This window comes from Butyrivibrio sp. AE2032 (assembly GCF_000702965.1).
Map to the genome: position 1 here is coordinate 1,098,006 of NZ_JNLF01000003.1, position 18,539 is coordinate 1,116,544.

General features: G+C 43.2%; 16 protein-coding genes and 1 other RNA gene. 1 reads left to right on the forward strand and 16 read right to left on the reverse strand.

Features of this window, described 5'->3' with window-relative positions; all coding sequences use genetic code 11:
• Positions 1 to 5: 5 nt before the first annotated feature.
• The 3 genes from BO18_RS32515 to tadA are packed head-to-tail and all read right to left on the reverse strand — an operon-like array spanning position 6 to position 3,601.
• Positions 6 to 1,550: a glycoside hydrolase family 9 protein gene (locus tag BO18_RS32515; protein WP_051688553.1), complete on the reverse strand. Its 1,545-nt coding sequence runs from the start codon at positions 1,548 to 1,550 to the stop codon at positions 6 to 8.
• Positions 1,540 to 3,087 carry an extracellular solute-binding protein gene (locus BO18_RS06925; RefSeq protein WP_185752365.1) on the reverse strand — a complete coding sequence of 516 codons (1,548 nt, stop codon included), beginning with the start codon at positions 3,085 to 3,087 and terminating at the stop codon, positions 1,540 to 1,542. Before BO18_RS06925 ends, BO18_RS32515 begins: the two co-directional genes overlap by 11 nt.
• Positions 3,080 to 3,601 (reverse strand): tRNA adenosine(34) deaminase TadA, encoded by a 522-nt coding sequence (gene tadA / locus BO18_RS06930; RefSeq protein WP_051688555.1) that lies wholly within the window; start codon positions 3,599 to 3,601, stop codon positions 3,080 to 3,082. Before tadA ends, BO18_RS06925 begins: the two co-directional genes overlap by 8 nt.
• 69 nt (positions 3,602 to 3,670) lie before the next feature.
• Between tadA and ffs the strand changes: the two genes are divergently transcribed.
• An RNA gene (gene ffs / locus BO18_RS33950) (signal recognition particle sRNA small type) lies at positions 3,671 to 3,770 on the forward strand.
• Positions 3,771 to 3,825: 55 nt separating this feature from the next.
• On the opposite strand, the gene BO18_RS06935 is transcribed toward ffs, so the two are convergent.
• From BO18_RS06935 to BO18_RS06995, 13 genes are all read right to left on the reverse strand, one after another.
• Positions 3,826 to 4,914, reverse strand: coding sequence for a PucR family transcriptional regulator (locus BO18_RS06935; protein WP_034444818.1), 1,089 nt, complete (start codon positions 4,912 to 4,914; stop codon positions 3,826 to 3,828).
• A 167-nt stretch (positions 4,915 to 5,081) separates the two neighbouring features.
• Positions 5,082 to 6,191 (reverse strand): ABC transporter ATP-binding protein, encoded by a 1,110-nt coding sequence (locus tag BO18_RS06940; protein WP_034444820.1) that lies wholly within the window; start codon positions 6,189 to 6,191, stop codon positions 5,082 to 5,084.
• 207 nt (positions 6,192 to 6,398) lie between these two features.
• Positions 6,399 to 7,712, reverse strand: coding sequence for a GGDEF domain-containing protein (locus tag BO18_RS06945; protein ID WP_185752366.1), 1,314 nt, complete (start codon positions 7,710 to 7,712; stop codon positions 6,399 to 6,401).
• Positions 7,713 to 7,833: 121 nt separating this feature from the next.
• Positions 7,834 to 8,634 carry a YesL family protein gene (locus tag BO18_RS06950; RefSeq protein WP_034444824.1) on the reverse strand — a complete coding sequence of 267 codons (801 nt, stop codon included), beginning with the start codon at positions 8,632 to 8,634 and terminating at the stop codon, positions 7,834 to 7,836.
• A gap of 18 nt (positions 8,635 to 8,652) precedes the next feature.
• Positions 8,653 to 9,072 carry a GNAT family N-acetyltransferase gene (locus BO18_RS06955; RefSeq protein ID WP_034444826.1) on the reverse strand — a complete coding sequence of 140 codons (420 nt, stop codon included), beginning with the start codon at positions 9,070 to 9,072 and terminating at the stop codon, positions 8,653 to 8,655.
• A gap of 52 nt (positions 9,073 to 9,124) precedes the next feature.
• On the reverse strand, positions 9,125 to 10,078 hold the full coding sequence (locus tag BO18_RS06960; protein WP_034444828.1) for an alpha/beta fold hydrolase: 954 nt from the start codon (positions 10,076 to 10,078) through the stop codon (positions 9,125 to 9,127).
• Between the two features lie 61 nt (positions 10,079 to 10,139).
• Positions 10,140 to 12,179: a methionine--tRNA ligase gene (gene metG / locus BO18_RS06965; RefSeq protein WP_034444830.1), complete on the reverse strand. Its 2,040-nt coding sequence runs from the start codon at positions 12,177 to 12,179 to the stop codon at positions 10,140 to 10,142.
• Positions 12,180 to 12,202: 23 nt separating this feature from the next.
• A complete protein-coding gene (locus BO18_RS06970) occupies positions 12,203 to 13,078 on the reverse strand; it encodes a methionyl aminopeptidase (RefSeq protein ID WP_034444833.1) in 876 nt (291 codons plus the stop codon).
• Positions 13,079 to 13,152: 74 nt separating this feature from the next.
• The gene (locus tag BO18_RS06975; RefSeq protein WP_034444835.1) at positions 13,153 to 14,694 is read right to left on the reverse strand and encodes a bifunctional metallophosphatase/5'-nucleotidase; all 1,542 of its coding nucleotides are present in this window, start codon (positions 14,692 to 14,694) and stop codon (positions 13,153 to 13,155) included.
• Between the two features lie 2 nt (positions 14,695 to 14,696).
• Positions 14,697 to 15,506, reverse strand: coding sequence for a phosphonate ABC transporter, permease protein PhnE (phnE, locus tag BO18_RS06980; protein WP_034444836.1), 810 nt, complete (start codon positions 15,504 to 15,506; stop codon positions 14,697 to 14,699).
• A gap of 17 nt (positions 15,507 to 15,523) precedes the next feature.
• On the reverse strand, positions 15,524 to 16,345 hold the full coding sequence (gene phnE, locus BO18_RS06985; protein ID WP_034447120.1) for a phosphonate ABC transporter, permease protein PhnE: 822 nt from the start codon (positions 16,343 to 16,345) through the stop codon (positions 15,524 to 15,526).
• 11 nt (positions 16,346 to 16,356) lie between these two features.
• Entirely contained in the window at positions 16,357 to 17,127 is a 771-nt protein-coding gene (phnC, locus tag BO18_RS06990) for a phosphonate ABC transporter ATP-binding protein (RefSeq protein WP_034444838.1), read from the reverse strand.
• A 233-nt stretch (positions 17,128 to 17,360) separates the two neighbouring features.
• On the reverse strand, positions 17,361 to 18,467 hold the full coding sequence (locus tag BO18_RS06995; RefSeq protein WP_034444839.1) for a phosphate/phosphite/phosphonate ABC transporter substrate-binding protein: 1,107 nt from the start codon (positions 18,465 to 18,467) through the stop codon (positions 17,361 to 17,363).
• Between the last annotated feature and the right edge of the window lie 72 nt (positions 18,468 to 18,539).

An 18,539-nucleotide genomic window follows, 5' to 3' on the forward strand; every position in this document is an offset into this window, starting at 1 on the left:
CCAATTTATATTATCACACTTAACATAAATATGAAAAGCGCGTCACTCTCAGGGTCTCCAAGAACTCCGGTAGTCCCTGCTGTTTCATAGGTTCTCTCAGTATCATCAGAGATGAAGTTTATGGCATCCGGGTTCATCCCCATAAGAAAATGAGCATGATTCTCAATTATGGTGGTGTACTCGTGGTTATAGATGATATGGTCCGTTATTGTAAGGCAGCGCATATCATCCAGCATCCGGTCAAACCTGCCACTACTTTCCGCATCGGTCACCAGATATGGTGATTTGGAGGCGTCAGATGCTATCTGCTCCGATCTTTTCATCAGGAGTTTCATGAGAGCTGTACATCTTTCCACATCTACAGCCTTATTAATGGACAGATAGGTCACGCCACCCATGAAAATGTTTTCGTCTGTATCAAAAAGGCTGTCAAAGTCGCTTTTTTCAAAGAACTGTTCCAGGACCTGATGATAATTTTCTGCTCCGGTTGCCCTGTAGAGCTGTGCTGCTGCCTCAAAGGACGCAGTGTTTTCTATAGGTTTCTGGTTGTTCAGATAACAGGTCCAAGCCCTATCTGCTGCTTTTAGACAAGTGGTGGCAAATTCTGCATCGTACTGCTGATAGATGTAACTGAATCTGGCTGCCGCCGCTGCAAAAGAAACTGTCGCCTCAAGATCAGTGGGAGTCACAAATACAGGCGCAGCAAAAAGATCTGCTCCATTTGTTGAGTCAGTGACCGCCGCGCCGTACTCTCCTCCGGTCTTTGCATCCTGCATCTTAAGAAGCCATTCAACCTCATATCTGACTTCATCAAGAATATCAGGAATACCATTGCCACTTTCCGGAATCCCACTTTCATCAGAAAAGGGATCCGGATTCATCTCGTAGGCCAGCAGAAGGTTTTCTGCGATCCTGCTTCCAAGCTTGGTGTCTCTTCTTGCCTGTTCATCCATGTGCCATCCGCCTGACACATCAATCTGGGTGTCAGGGTCTTCCTGTAGCTTTGCCATGGTGGTATGGCAGGCGCTGTGGGCATTTTCTCCGGCGTAATTTTCCGACAGGGCAAGTCCACACCGATTTATGTAGTATTTTTTGCAAGCCCTGTTAAACACCTCACCATATATGTCTTCTTTTATGGAAAAAGAGTAGGACTCTCCCACTTCATCAGTATAAATATAGTAGCTTCCCTCTTCCTTTAAATCTGTAAAATGTCCCTGCCCTTTAAGAATAGTTCCTGTGTACACAGGGATTCCTGTCTCCAGTTCGCAGACATAGAAATTTCCAGAAAGGCCTTCTTCACTAAAAACCACCGCTTTCTCAGAGTCTATGTCATAGCCCACCTGATCTATAAGGATCCTCGGAATCTGGGTGGGTGCTTCATAGGAGAGCTTTACCTCCTCAGAGCTTAATATCTTCTCCGGGCTCTCCTGAGGTAATTCAGCAGAAGAAGCGCCACATCCTGCAGCGCTTCCAATGATGGGTATTGTCAACCCCAGTGCCCATATCCTGTTTTTGTTCTTTTTTATAAAAAGGCTTAAATTACTGTGCATTATAAATCCTTTGTAGCTGTCCTGTTATTCGTTCAAAGCCCGCCTTCATAAGCTCGTTCCTGAACTCAGCCACCATCTCCTCAGGCCCAACGTCATACTGGCCTGTTGAGATAAGTGGTATATATTTATCGCAAATTGCTGTTATCTCTGAAAGCTGTGCATTGATCTGTGGAGTTGAGAATGGAACACCATCCCAGGGATAATCTATTGCCACATGTTCATAGCTTCCAACCAGCTCATAATAATCATCCCATGAATTAGCAGAATCCGGAATCTCAAGTACATCACGCCTGCCCCACCAGAAGTTAGTCACTATTCCATCCTTGGCTTCATTATAACCACTTGGTTTTTCCATCATTCCGCTATCAGTGACAGTATACTGGATTCCCTCTATCCCATACCGGAGCAGCCTGTAACAATCCTCGTCATTTCTGAGCATATCATAGACCATAAGTGCTCTCTCGGGATTTTTGGAGTAGGCAGAAATCGCCATGGCTCCATGAAGGTCGCTGAGCCTCATAAGATTTCCGCTTTCCTTGCCAAACCAGTAAAACTTAACGCCAACATCAGGATTTTTTACCCTCATGGCGGGTTTTATTAAGGTAAAGAAATTCTGAGTATGGTGCTGTGCCACAGAGGATGTTCCTGCATAGAACTCCTCAGTATTGTCCTCAGCAGTGGAAACATTGTTTCTCCAAACACCCATCTGATTCCACTTCTTCATCAGTCTTGCATACTCAACAAATTCATCTCCCTTATAAAAAGGAGATATTATCTTACCCTTGTTATTTAAATCCTCCCCCCATAGTCCATAGGTTGTCACCTCATAGATAGGTACATACTTCATGGAAGACATAATATATCCAAGGGCAGGGACTCCGCTATCTCCAGCAAAATCCCAGGGAATCATCTCCGGGTGATTTTTGATCACACACTCAAAGTATTTATCCAGGTCATCCCAGCTTTTAACCTCGGAAAGGCCGGCCTCCTTGGCAATATCTGTTCTATAGATGAAGCCGTGGTTCGTCCACTGTGTGTACTCGTTTTCCGGCAGAAAATAAATACTACCATCATAGGAACATTTCTTCCAGGTAGTCTTCGGAACATTAGCAAATGTTTCCGGACAATACTCTCTGATCATTTCCTCAGTAAGCGGCAGAAAATTGCCATTGATGACATTTGGCCAGGCATCCAGCCAATCTGTTCCGGTTCCCACAAGGTCAATTCCTGCATTGGGATTTTCCAGTGTCCTGTCATAATTCTGAAGATAGTCATTCCATCCCACGTAATAAATATCCAGCCTGGCATTGAGACGTTTGATCAGGATCTTATTGAGCTGTTCAATCACTTCCTCAGTGCGGCCATTGACTGGCTTATCTCCGATAGTCAGATAGGTAATTGTGACCGGTTTCTGGCTAAAGTCTATCTGACTGGCTGCCTTGTTCTTTTGATATCCCCTGTTTTCGCCCTTTCCGCATGCAACGATAGTCATAAGCATGAACAGAACGAGCAGAATTGAAACAATTCTCTTACTCACAGGCTTTACCTTTCTGCTCTTTTTCAGCTTTATTCCTTGCTCTCAGTTCCAGAAAAAATTTTTTTAAAAGAGCACTGCTCTCTTCTTTAAGAACACCCTTCTTTACACTTACCTGATGATTAAACTCCGGGTTGTTCAAAATATCCATAACTGACCCTGCGCATCCGGCCTTAGGATTTTCAGCCGCCATAATGACCTCTGGTATTCTGGCCTGAACTATAGCGCCGGAACACATCTGGCAGGGCTCCAGAGTAACGTACAGCTTGCAGCCCTCAAGTCGCCAGTCCTTCATTACCTTTCCGGCCCTTTTTATTGCCGTAATTTCAGCATGAGCCAGGGGCGTTTTATCTGTGTTTCTCCTATTGTACCCACGGCCTATTATCTTGTCCTCATATACAATGACGCAGCCAATAGGCACCTCTCCCAGTTTATAAGCCTTCCGAGCCTGGGCAAGGGCTGCCTTCATATATTTGATATCGTTCTTTTCTTCTTCTGATAAAGTGTTATTTGACATAATAATAAAAAATAAGTATAGTAATAGAGCGGTTTTGTAAAGGGTGTATGTAGCAGTCCTTTCGTGTGAGACCGGGTCTTATGCAATGGAAATCTGCGAACCGTGTCAGGTCGGGAACGAAGCAGCACTAAGTAGAACCTTCCATGTGTTGTAAGGTTGCCTGTTCTTTTCCGGGAGTCAACGTGCATGCATCCTTTACAGAACCGCTTTTGCGTTTCTTCTATTTATCTGGAATTCTCCAAATACTTCATATAATTGATAACCATCATAGCAATCTTGAATGTCAGGGCATCATCGAATTTCCTTACATCAAGTCCACAGCTCTTTTCCAGTTTCTCAATCCTGTACACAAGAGTATTTCTGTGAACAAAGAGCTGCCTTGAGGTCTCTGATACATTCAGATTATTCTCAAAGAACTTATTGATGGTGCCAAGGGTTTCCTCATCAAGGTCATCAGGGATTTCTTTTCCTGCAAATATCTCCTCGATGAAGATACGGCAAAGGCTCTCAGGAAGCTGATAGATAAGTCTTCCAATCCCAAGAGTGTTGTAGGCATTGACCATCTTCTCTGCATAAAAAATGCGTCCAACCTCCAGAGCCATTTTGGCTTCCTTAAAAGATTTGCTAAGGTCCTTAAGCTCATAGACGATTCCACCGTAAGATACCCTTACGTTAAGCATCGCCTCTGTGTTCATCATATCCACAATGGTAGTAGCAATCTTTTGCACTTCATCGTAGGTCTGGATCTTGGACAGGGTCTTGATCAGAATAACACTGTTCTCATCCACAGCTGTGACAAAGTCGCCGGAGTGGGCACCAAACATTCCTCCAAGAAGCTCCTGGGCAGTATTGTCTTTTGCATTTCCCACTTCCACAAGGATTATTACTCTTGGAGCATTAACCTCTATCTTAAGCTTTCTCGCCCTGTTGTATACATCAATAAGGAGCATGTTATCCAGCAAAAGATTCTGGAAGAAATTATTTCGGTCAAACTTCTCCTTGTAGGCCGTAATCAGGGCCTGCAATTGACTTACTCCAATCTTTCCAACCATGTAAGCATGCTCAGAGTCGCCCTTTGCAAGAAGTACATACAAGGGCTCTGTATCATCCAATACCTTAAAGAGGTGAACATCGCCTATTACCTGAGAATCCACAGGTGAATTTGCAAAACTGGTAATAATGGAGACATCCAAAAAATCTTTCTCACTGGTGGACGCAACTACTTCTCCGCTAAGATTCAGCACACAAAGCTCCACCTTAGTAATAGCGCCAAGTTCTTCAATACTTGTTTTTATGGTCTGTGAAGAAATCATAGTTTACCCCTTTCAGTGAAAACCTCTCTATTCGAGTATAACACGCAAAAAAGAGCTGCGCAAAGTGCGCAGCTCTTGGAAATTACAAGGAAGTTCCGCTCTCGGCAAAGCCTCGCCGGAACAAAGTAGTACACTAGGCTCGAAAGAGCCTCGCCAAGTGATTACTTTTAGTTTGTGATTGTCTGCTCTGTCTCTTTGTCGAAGATGTGGATCTTCTCAACATCGAAAGCAAACTTAACCTTATCGCCAGGTCTAGCTGTTGTACGAGAATCAACTCTAGCTGTGATAGGGAACTCAGCAAGATCAAAGTACAGATAAACTTCTGCACCAAGAAGCTCGTAAACGTTGATTGTTGACTCGAATACAGCCTTTGATGTGTTAACAACCATCTCAGAATCATCAACATCCTCAGGACGGATACCGAATGTAACTGTCTTTCCAGCGTAGCCACCCTCGATAAGCTTCTTAGCCTTTGCAGGTGGAAGCTCGATTGACTGACCAGCGATCTGGAGGGAAGCCTTGTCGCCCTGTACATCAACTACAGCGTCAAGGAAGTTCATCTGAGGTGATCCCATGAATCCAGCAACGAAGAGGTTGCCTGGCTTGTCATAGAGGTTCTGAGGAGTGTCAACCTGCTGAACAACACCGTCCTTCATAACTACGATTCTTGTTCCAAGAGTCATAGCCTCTGTCTGATCGTGTGTTACATAGATGATTGTTGTGCCAAGTCTCTGGTGAAGCTTAGCAATCTCTGTTCTCATCTGTACACGGAGCTTAGCATCAAGGTTTGAAAGAGGCTCGTCCATAAGGAATACCTTAGGGTTACGAACGATAGCACGTCCCATAGCAACACGCTGTCTCTGTCCACCTGAAAGAGCCTTTGGCTTACGATCAAGGAGCTTCTCAAGATCAAGGATCTTAGCTGCATCTCTAACCATCTTGTCGATCTCTGCCTTAGGAACTTTTCTAAGCTTAAGTCCGAAAGCCATGTTATCATATACAGTCATGTGTGGATACAGAGCGTAGTTCTGGAATACCATCGCGATATCTCTGTCCTTAGGCTCTACATCGTTAACAACTCTGTCACCGATCTTAAGTGTTTCTGAAGAAATATCCTCAAGTCCAGCGATCATACGGAGTGTTGTTGACTTTCCACATCCTGAAGGTCCTACGAAAATAATGAATTCTTTATCCTCAATGTTAAGGTTGAAGTCTTTAACAGCTTCGAAACCGTTAGGATAAACCTTTGTTACATGTTCAAGTGATAAACTTGCCATACCTATCTTTCCTCCTAATATTGTGTAAATAGATTTACGCTAGATAAAAGTATATTATCTTGGAAATTTATTATCTATTCACCAATTTCACAAATTTTTTATTATTCCTTAGCCATTCTGCCTAGAATAACCCCGGAAAGATAGAAAACCAAAAATGTTGACGAATAAAAGAAATTATCACTGTGCAACTTGACTATTGCATAATTCTCAAAATGACAGTTTACCTCTTCCTACTTCCTTAGACCTCTCCAGCGCCTCTTCACAAGACTCCATAAGTTCTTTTACATCTTTTCCGTTTTCAGGGAAAAGAGCTGCTCCGGCATGTGCATATCCGATTTCCGAAGTATCAACTCTCAGATCATGAAGGAACATCTGCATCTCATCAGTCTGCTTCCTCACATCCTTATCTTCATGTACCCCCTTCAGGAATACCAGGTATCTATCATCACCTATCCTTGCAAGAATATCAGTTGCCCTGAAATTCTTGCTAAGAGTCTTGGCAAATTCTTTTCTTCTGGAATCAATAATAGCCCTGTCCAGATCCGTCACTGTTGACACACCCTCAATTCCAACAAAGAACAGCAATCCTCCTTTGTTGTCCGGAGTATCCATATAATTTTGGATTTCTGCTTCAGCAGCAGTTCTTGTAATCAGTCCCGTCACCGGATCCGTCTCGTTCTGGGAAAGTTTCTTTTCCCTGATCTTCACTTCAATAAGATCACTGATGACATGAGCAAGAAGAACCATCAGCAAAAGAACTGCAATAAGAACGCCAATCTTTACCAGAAGATCCCTAAAGTCAAGTTCTTCCTCGGCAATCATCACTTCCATCTGGTCATCACGAATCAGCACCACTGCTCCGCCTGTAGGTACTCTCATTGGTATTACAAGAATATATCCATAATCTTTTATCCTGCCCATATATACGTTCTTTTGGGAAATGTTTAACTTGATGGTATCTTTAGAAATGCCAATGGGAAGCTGATTCCAGAAAGAAGTTCTTCCTTCACTTACATTTTCATGCTGCCCCCTTGCTGTGGCCAGGACAATTCCATCAAGGGTTATTACGGCAAAATTATCTGCCATGAATCTGTCCATAAACAGGCTGTCTGATAACGCCATCACAGGAACTTTGACCACTATGACACCGTCTTCTTTCTTCTCGAAAGCCACGTGACACACCAAAAGGACTTCCTTGTCATCACCCTCGCCATAGTCGTCAGGAAGGACCATTCCAAGCCCGCCCTTTGAATACTCTGACAGAATTTCTTCGAAGTAGGTTTCATCAGCCAAATAAACATCCCAGTCCTCATTATCATAGCCCAGTCCATCAAGGCCACATATCATTGCCTTGGTAGCATCCGTCGAAGACACGATGTTGTTTAATATATCCAAAATCTGATTGCGATTATATTGAAGATTATACTCAGATATGGCATTAGAAGATGCCAAAAGACACGACGAGGCATTGGCAAGGGAGATATCAATCACCTGTAGTTCCTGCTCAATAGCAAGAACCATTTCAGTCTCCTTTGCCGTAATTGCCCTTTCATGGATTTCTTTTTTGTATTCAAAAAGGAAGAATCCCAGTAATACAAAAAAGATAAACAGAGGTACTAACCACCGAAGATGTGATCTGTTCTTAATTTTCCTCATCATCAATCTTTCTTATTGCCTGTTCCAGCTCCTCTTCCTCAGAAAGAACTTCTTCCTTAGGCTCAAACTTTTTGAAAGTTTCGCTGTAGAGAGCTGCACAGCAATAGCCTGGTCCGGCTATTCCCAAAAGGAACAGAACCGGTACAACTTTAAGTTCAAAGAAATATACCAAAAGAATGGGGAAAAGTGTTACAACTACCATTCCCACAGTTCTTGGCAATGCCATGATAGACACAAGAAATGCGTTCTTTATAGTTCCAAGTATGGTGTTCTCAAACTTTGACTGCAGAGGGAAAATGTAGAGAGACGCCATGAAAATGATAAGTCCCACTGCTAATACAATGTATCTGTAGATGCTGTTTAAGTTTGAAGTCAGAATGAAATCAAGGAAAATGATTCCAAAGGCAACAAACTGAAGTACCTGAAGAATAGCACTCTGCTTAAAATTCTCCTTAAATGATTTAAAGAAAGTCTTTGTAATGTAGCTCTCTTCTTCTCTGACAACCTTAAGAAGAACAAAGTGCATAGCTGTAAGCGCAGGACCTAACGGAATGGAACAGATTATTCCAGCCACCCAGGCAATAATGATAACTAGTATATAAGATCCAAAATTAAAAGATCCCGGTTCAGCATCCATCAGGTCAATATATACTGGAGACATAAGAAAGAACTGCTCCACCACAAGCGGTATTGAAAAAACCAGCACCAGTACATTAATCCACATAACATCAGCAAGCTTGTTCAGTGCTCTGATAAGAGGACTGTCAAGATCAAATATTTTTCCCATTTTAAAACCCTTTTCCTTTTACCTAAATACCAGTTCCATCGGTGTGAATCTTATCCCGTCAGCAACAGTTTCCCCTTGTAAATCCCTGAAGCCCTTTTTGTGATAAAAATCAACCGCATATGGAGAAGCATTAACTGTGAGCCTCTCCTCACCCTCCTCAGTAAGAGCATATTTGCACACAAACTTTAGTAGCGCACTTGCAACTCCGTGTCTGTGATATTTTTCATCTACAAACAAAAGAGAGATATGCTTCTTTTCCCTCAAAGAAAGCATACCTACATATCTGCCCTCATCCATGGCGACAAAAAGCTGATAATGACCTGCCACAAACATATTTCTGAGCATTTCATCATGTATAAAATTATAGAAGTTGTCTATTCCTTCCTGAGAATAATCAGGGGCGTCGAATCTCACAAAGGTGTCCCATGCGAGCTTCATCGCCCCATCCCAATCAGAATGGTAAGCGCATCTTACCATTATTTTTGATGTGTCAATTATTTGTTGATCCACTATCCAGCACTTTCTTTATCCACTCATACTGCTCAGCATAGATCTTTTCTCTTCCGATCTCCTGCTGAAGTTCATGGCGCATTTCATCATAAAGCTTAAGCTCAACCTTAGTCATCTTCAGTTCGTTAGTGTAGATAGCAAAAAGCCTCTTAGGAGCTTCTCCATATCCGCCTACCGGATCCTCTTTACCAGCAGTTATAAGAACAGGCAGATCCTTAGGGATATTCTCCATCTCATCCATGTCCTGGACTCTCTTTAAGATGTCAGCCATGGTCTTGAAGCCATTAAGTGTGAATACAAAATTACATGCAGGATCTGCAATGTACTTCTGTATGCTCTCGTCATTATGTGAGAGCCAGTCAAAGTTAGTCTTATGATCAGGGATCCTGGAAAGATAACCTTTGAAGGCCATGTTGTTAACCATGTTGCTGCGATACTTCTCGCCCATGATGAACTGAAGGAAGTTTACCAGGCCGGAAAGGCTTCTGATAGTTCCTGTTGGCATATATGCTGTACCCTGAATAATAGCACCCTTGATACCTGTTCCGTATCTTGTGATATATTCTCTGGCAACAAAAGAACCAAAGCTGTGTCCAAGAATGAAGCATGGAATTCCTGGATAATCCTCCTGAGTCATCTTCTTAAGCCTGTGAGCGTCCCTTACAAGAACTGTCGCAGGATCATTTTTGCAGAAGTAACCATAAGTACCCTTGTCACCAACAGACTTTCCATGTCCGAGATGATCATTACCAATCACGAGAATGCCTTTCTCTGCAAGGAAATTTGCAAACTCATCATAGCGATCGATATACTCCTGCATTCCATGGATGATCTGCAAAATAGCTACAGGCTCTCCCTCTGGAATCCATCTAATCGCATGAAGCATTGTCTGTCTGTCTCTTGATTTGTAAGTCAGTTCCTCTTTGCGTACCATTTGGATTATCCTCCACTCATAAGTTGTTATATATATATAATACTACAGATTTCATTCAGGATTAGCAAATTTCAGCTCCTGATGGCATATCTTTTTCAGGAGTCATAAGTGCCAGATTGCCTTCCGCATCCTCTGCGCAAAGGAGCATTCCCTCAGAAAGAACTCCTGCAAGTTTAGCAGGCTTAAGGTTTACAAGAACCATTACCTTCTTGCCAACCATCTCCTCAGGAGAGTAGTACTTCCTGATTCCGGAAACAATCTGCTTTACCTGACTGCCGATCTTTACCTGTGAGCACAAAAGCTTCTTAGATTTCTCAACTGCCTCACACTTTATGATCTCTCCAACCTGGAACTGCATTGCTCCAAACTGCTCAAAAGAGATTTCCTCTTTTGCAGGAATATCGATAACCGCCTTCTCCTCAGAGTCCTTCGCTGCTTCCTCCTTAGGTGCAGGAGCAAGTCCTGCCTTAGCAAGGTTGATTGCTGCCTTCTTCTGGGACTCTTCGAAATCAGCTTTCTGCTTCTTTGTGATCTCAGCTGCCTTTTCAAGAACATCCTTAAGATCCTTACGTGCAAAGAGCATCTCAGGAGTCTCAACTACCTTTGTGTCGTTTGGAAGCTTTCCGAACTCAGAAAGAGAATCAAAATCTCTGTCAGGTGCTGAAAGCTGCTCTTTGATCTTCTGAGCTGTCTCAGGCATAAATGGATCAAGAAGTGCTGCTCCTATGGAGATTGACTCCACCAGGTTGTAAAGAACTGTTGAAAGTCTGTCCTTCTTGCTCTCATCCTTACCAAGGATCCATGGCTCAGTCTCATCAATATACTTATTGCATCTCTTGAAAAGAGTGAATATCTCAGTAAGAGCATCGGCTACACGAAGCTCATCCATCTTTGTCTCAACCTTGCCGTAGCAGGATGTAACAACAGCCTTAAGGTCATCGTCAACAGCCTCTGATACGCCCTTATCAGCTACAACTCCACCAAGATACTTATTGCTCATTGCAATTGTTCTGTTAACAAGGTTTCCGAGAGTATTAGCAAGATCAGAATTAAATCTCTCAACCATAAGCTCCCAGGTGATAACACCATCATTATCAAAAGGCATCTCGTGAAGAACGAAGTATCTTACAGGATCTACCCCAAAGAGGCTTACAAGATCATCTGCATAGATAACATTGCCCTTTGACTTACTCATCTTTTCGCCGCCCTGTAACAGCCATGGATGGCCAAAGATCTGCTTAGGAAGTGGCTCGCCAAGGGCCATCAGGAAGATAGGCCAGTAGATAGTATGGAATCTGATAATGTCTTTTCCTATAAGGTGAAGGTCTGCAGGCCACCACTTCTTATAATCTTCTGAGCTGTTTCCGTCAGCATCATAACCGATACCGGTAATATAGTTTGAAAGAGCGTCAAGCCATACATATACAACGTGCTTGTCATCAAAATCAACAGGGATCCCCCATTTAAAAGAGGTTCTGGATACACAAAGATCCTGAAGTCCCGGAAGCAGGAAGTTATTCATCATCTCGTTCTTACGGGATACAGGCTGAATAAACTCAGGATGTGTATTGATGTGCTCAATAAGTCTGTCAGCATATTTGCTCATCTTAAAGAAATATGCCTCTTCCTCAGCAGGATGAACAGGACCACCACACTCAGGGCACTTTCCGTCAACAAGCTGTGACTCTGTGTAGAAAGCCTCACACTCTGTACAGTACATTCCCTTGTAGGAACCCTTATAAATATCTCCCTGGTCATAGAACTTCTTAAAGATCTTCTGAACCTGCTGAACGTGATCATCGTCTGTTGTGCGGATGAATCTGTCATAAGATGTATCCATGAGGTTCCAAAGGCCCTTGATCACGTCAGATACCTGATCAACGAACTCCTTAGGGCTGCTACAGCCCGCCTCGATAGCTCTTGTTTCGATCTTCTGGCCGTGCTCGTCAGATCCTGTCTGGAAATGAACATCAAATCCGTCTCTTCTCTTATATCTTGCAATAGCATCTGCCAGGACGATCTCATAGCTGTTTCCAATATGAGGCTTTCCTGATGTATATGCGATTGCAGTAGTAATATAGTATTTTCCTTTATTCTGCATTTTTCCTACCTTCTTCCTGTCTATTACCAGCACAAAAGCTCATAGCCGTTTTCTGTAACCAAAAGCTCAACCTCCCACTGGGCTGATGGCTTAAGGTCTGCTGTATAAACTGTCCAATCGTTCTCTTCATCAATGAAGATCTCATTTGTTCCCATGTTTACCATAGGCTCAATTGTAAATACCATTCCTGGAACCATGAGCATTCCAGTTCCGGGATCACTTACAAAGCTAACAAAGGGCTCTTCATGGAATTTATTTCCACAGCCATGTCCGCCGATCTCTCTGACAACGGTATATCCGTTTTTGAGAGCGTGCTGATGGACTGCGTTGCCCATATCTCCTATGGGTGTCCAGGGAATAACTGCTTTTAAGCCTTCTTCAAGGCATTCCTTGGTCACATCCACAAGTCTCCTTTTCTCAGGGGATACTTCACCGATACAGAACATTCGTGAAGAATCCGAAAAGTAACCGTCCAGAATAGTGGAACAGTCAACGTTTATAATGTCACCGTCTTTAAGGATAATGTCATCTGATGGAATACCGTGGCAGACTTCCTCATTTATGGAAGTGCACACGCTCTTAGGAAAACCTTCATAGCCAAGATCTGCCGGAATTCCTCCCATCTTGGTAGTAGTGTTGTAAACAATATCGTCAATTTCCTGAGTGGTCATACCGGCATGGATCTTCTCGCCGATCTCATCAAGGACTGCCATGTTAATAACAGCACTCTTCTTGATCCCCTCAATGTCCTTCTCAGTCTTAAACAGTCCCCTGTTGGGAACTATCATTCCCTGACGCTGAAAGTTTATTATTTTGTCATCAAAGGCTGCATGGCAGCTTTTATATTTCTTGCCACTGCCACACCAGCACTGATCATTTCTGTCTAATCTCTTATACATTGCAAAACCTTCTTACCAAAACACATTCTTTTACTAATTTAGTATGCCTTCTAATATGTCAAAAGTCAACCGACTCACTGTTTTTGCGGCTTACAGGAGAATCGGCTGTTATGTATCTCGCCAACAGGAGAATTTCTCCTTATGAAATCTATAAGAAGATCCGGCATCTCATCAGAAAAGCTTCTCACTGTGGGGCTCTGACCGATGCATTCATATCCGCCTGTTCCAGTAGCACGGTAGTTGCTGGTAACAAGTGTGTACTGCTTATCATCGGAAAGCTCTTCGCCGTTTAACTTCTTCATCTTTACAACCCTATCTCCTACAGGTCTTGTAAGGTCGAACTCATAATCCAGTCCAGCATAGAAGTCATAATTGTAGTGCTCAACCTTTGGCTGTAAAAAGACCTTTGAAATGCTGATATCACCTGTCTTCTCATCATAATCAAAATACTCTGCACATCTCTCCAGAGCCTGCTTTAGCACAGCCTTAGTCACACCCTTTACTTCTACAGTGTTGGCAAACTGATAAATTCCCAGAACATCCCTGACTGTAATATCCTTCTTAAGTCCAAGAGGATCATTTGAAAGAGAAGTGCAGGAAAAATCAGCCCCGGTGTATTCCAGCTCAACCTGGTTAAATATAGAAGCAACCTTGCTTCCATAAAGAGCAGCTATAAGCTTATCCTCCGGCGCTATCTCTTTTTCCAGACAGCCGATAGGCTCATCAAGCCACACGTTGAGCTTATCATTAAGGTCCCTCATGAAACTGTGGGCCTCTTCTATCTTCTCGTATTCTGCTCCAGGAGCTTCTACAGGCACAAGGGATGACTCAAAGCTCCAGCTTCCCTTCTGGCCCCTAGCAAAGATCTCACAGTACAAACGAGCCTTGTCAGGAGGCTGTACTCCATAGGTTCCGGCTATTTCCACGCCCTCTACTGCCATATGCTGATGTCCCGTAAGAAGCAGGTCAAAATCCATCTCACGAGCTATTCTGCAGGCTTCATTTTCTCTGGTCTCAGAGAGCTTTTTGCCGGAAGAAAGATCCTCTTCGAAGCCGCCATGATAGATGCATACTGTTATGTCGCACTTATCCTTCATAGCTTCGAGCTCATCCTTAAGAGCTAAAACCGGATCTGTGACCTCCAGCTCAGAAAGGTTCTCCTTCTGCTCCCAGACATTTACATAGCCTGTGACTGCAGCAGTAATTCCCACCTTTGTACCATCTTTCATCTCATGGATAACGCTCTTTTTGATCCCGAGAGCGCCTCTCTTGTCGATAACATTAGCAGCGATCAGCGTTGCTTTCATGGATGAAACATAGTCAAGGATCACGGCATAACCAAAGTTAAAATCATGATTTCCCAGGGTATAGTAGTCAAGCTTCATTTCATTGAAGCCCTCTGCTATTGGATGGAAATCCATCTCATCTCTGTGCTGAAGATAGTAGGAAATAAGCGGAGTTCCCTGAAGGCTATCTCCTCCATCCAGGACCAGTGTGTCCTCATCCTTTTTTATCTGTGCAGCAACACAAAAAAGCCCCGTGTTCTCGGGGCAATTTTTTGCGTAGTTTATCGGATATATACTTCCATGTGTATCTGAAGTGAAAACTATTCTCATTATCAACCTCTTGTCAGTTTAACTCTGATCCTGGTTGAGATGTACTCAATGATAAGGATCAGGATGATAAGTCCAGCCAGAAGCGCTCCTGCCTCATTCCATCTGTAGGAATTCATGGCGAAGATAAGAGGAGCACCGAAACCACCGGCTCCAACCATACCAAGGATCGTAGCATCACGAAGATTGATATCAAATCTGTATATAGCAGTTGAAGCAAAGTTTGGCATCAGCTGTGGAAGGATTCCATATCTGATCTTCTGCCAGGTATTGCAGCCTGCTGCGTCAAGGGACTCAATGACATGTGTGTCAAGATCCTCAATAGCCTCGATATACATCTTACTGATCATACCGATGGAGCAGACACCCATTGTAAGGAGACCAGCGAAGGCTCCGGGTCCTGTAACACGGATGAACATAAGACCATATACGAAAGCAGGAATAGTACGAGCTGCCATGATAATAATTCTTCCTGCAAAAGCGATTGGCTTAGGAGTAAGGTTTGACGCTGAGATAAATGCCAGCGGAACTGAAATGATAGCTCCTACTATTGTTCCAAGGAATGCGATACAAACCGTCTCCAGCATAAGGTATGGCACTCCGGATGTTGTAAAGTCAAATAAAAACTCAAGATCAGGATGAAAAATACCTGAAAGTACGTTTAATGCAATCTGTCCTCCATCCTGTGTGGATCCGCTGGTCTCAACGGCGCTTCCGCTCCATACTAAAAGGCCAACAACTACGAGGGCAGTTATCAAATTGTAAACCCAGTCTTTGGGTCTTTTTTCATATGCCTCTTTAATTCTCTGATTCATTATATTTCCTCCAACTGTCAGACAAGCTTCTTACGCAGTGTTCTGCTGACAGTCTCAATGACAAACACGGTTACAAAAAGAGCTATGAGAATCATTCCAACGCTTGGATATTCTCTCCAGCTTATCTTTTCATTAAGAATCAGACCAATTCCACCGGCACCTACATAACCAAGTACTGCAGCATATCTTACATTACCCTCAAAGTTGAAGAGGCAGTTTGAAAGATAAAAAGGAAGCACCTGAGGAATGATAGCTGAGATAAATGCCTGTGATCTGGTTGCGCCCATGGCCTGCATAGCCTCAAAGGCTCCCATATCAACAGTCTCAATCTCCTCGTAGGTAAGCTTTCCGATATAGCCAAAAGAGAAAACTGCTATAGCTACTGTACCTGCTAAAGTTCCAAGTCCAAAAACAAGCGTTGCAACCAGCGCAATAACGATAGTTGGCAGTGTTCTGATAAGGCTGAACATTACACGCATTATTGAAACAACAATTTTGCTTGGGCAAACATTGGTACTTGCCAGCATAGCAAATGGAACAGACAATAAAGCTCCCGTAACAGATCCAAGCAGTGACATCTTGATGGTGTCAAAAAGCGGATTCCATACAGTTGGCATATAGCTTGTTTTAGGTGGGAACATATCACCCAAAATAACAAAGAACTGTCCTATTCTTGTTACAAGAATCTCCATATCAAAGCCTGTGATCTTTACTGAAAGAGCACACATAGCAAGAATAAGAATGGTATAGATCGGAGCTCTGGATGCCTTTTTATAGGCCTTCTTACCATTACGGAGGACATATTCTTTAGGTTTGAATATCTTATCGTATAGAGTCAGATTCATCTATATTATTCCTCCTCCTGTAAATTTCCGTCGCGGTCAACCTTTCCGTTGTAGATCTTATCAAGGACTTCCTGAGTTACTCCGGAAGTAGGTCCATCGAATACGATCTCACCTTCTCTGATACCAACAACTCTGTCAGCATACTTAAGCGCCAGGTCGATATGGTGGATGTTGATAAGGATAGAGATCTTCATATCCTTATTGATCCTCTTGAAGTCTCCCATAACCTGGTTTGCTGTTACAGGGTCAAGAGCTGCTACAGGCTCATCAGCAAGGATGATACTTGGGTTCTGTGCAAGGGTTCTTGCAAGAGCAACTCTCTGCTGCTGTCCACCGGAAAGCTGGTCAGCACGAACAAAAGCCTTATCAAGAATACCTACTTTATCAAGGCACTCAAGGGCATTAAGTTTCTCAGTCTTTGTGTAGATTCCAAACAAAGATCTGTACCATGGCATATCTGGTACAAAGGCTGTAAGAACATTCTTTATTACAGTAGTTCTTGTGATCAGGTTGAAAGACTGGAATATCATTCCTATCATTCTTCTGAATCTTCTGAGACTCTTTCCTGAAAGGCTCATAACATCAACATCATCCACGGTGAGTTTTCCACTGGTTACATCGTGCATCCTGTTGATAGTACGAATTAGTGTAGACTTACCAGCTCCGGAAAGACCGATGATAGCAACGAATTCTCCCTGCTCAATTTCGAGATTTATGTTCTTCAATCCCTCGAAACCATTTGGGTATACTTTTCCAACGTTCTCAAACTTGATCATTTTTGATTTTTCTCCTGGTTCTAAAAAAGGGAAGACTTTTCATCCTCCCCCGTTTATATTATCCGTGACATACGGATTGCTACGTTACACTCTCGCAATCCTACATCCATTCGGAACTCGGATCACTCATTCTTCGTGACCCTTTATTCCTCATGTCTGTTTGGTCCTCAAGGTCACAGCATACACTGTGCAAGCACAGCATGCTGTGACTTTGAATCCCTATATCACTCATATTACTGCATTGACTTGATGAGCTCCTGAGCAGCTCTCTCTGACTCGTAATCCTCTGGCTTAGCCTCAACGTATCCGTTGTGGTTGTAGATAGAGATTACTTCCTTACCGGCATCAGAATTTCCGATGTTGATGAATGCCTTTGTAAGAGCAGCCTTGAATGCATCATCCATAACCTTAGATGTCTTGCTTACACTGATTGTATCGTTGTAGATACCATCTGTAACGCCGATAACGTTTGTCTCATCCCAGATAGAATCTGTTCTGCCAAACTCTGATGTCCACTTCTCCTCGTTGTCACGTCTTGCATCAGCATAGCAGCAAAGAACGTCGATCTGGCCAGAAGCAAGTCTTGCGAAAGCGTTACCATAAGAATCAGCCTGTACAGCATGTGTAAGGTCTGTGATGTGCTTCTCATAGTTTGACTGAAGCCAGAGTGAAGGATAGATATATCCAGCAGAAGATGAAGAGTTCATAACAGACCAGTTAAGTCCATCAAGATCTTCCCATGTGATCTCCTCACCAGCGTTAACCTTAGCAGAGATAGCCTGACCAGCCTCTGAAGGACCTGCAATGATAAGTCCACGGTAGAATGTTACCTGGTCCTCTGTAGGCTCAGTTGGCTTGTTGTCGTTCCATGTCTTAGCATCTGGGCTCTCGATTGAAAGACCGTCTCTTGTTGCTGTAAGGATAACATCACAACCATCCTCGTAAAGTACGTATGTACCACCAGGGATAAGTCCAACGTCGATAGTACCAGCAGAAAGGCCCTCGCCTACTGCCTCATAGCTTGTTCCAACAGTGATATCAACCTCACCAACCTCGTATCCAAGACCAGCAAGCTCTGTTGTAAGGAGCTCCTTAAGAGGCTCTGTTGCTGTTACAATCTCATCAGGATCACGTGAAGGTACGAAACCGATTGTCAGCTTATCGATCTGTACTGTTTCTGCAGCAGCTTCTACAGCTTCTGTTGTTGCCTCAGCTGTTGTCTCTGCAGTTTCTGTTGCAGTAGTCTCTACTGCTGTTTCTGTTGATGCAGAATTGCCGCATCCTGCAAGCATTGCTACGCAAGAAACGCCTGCAATCATAGTTGCAAAAAATCTCTTCATAATTCCTCCTGCCAAAAAAGGCTTTTTAAATATTTTTCGCGCAAAAAAACCCATGTGTGTATTACACATGGG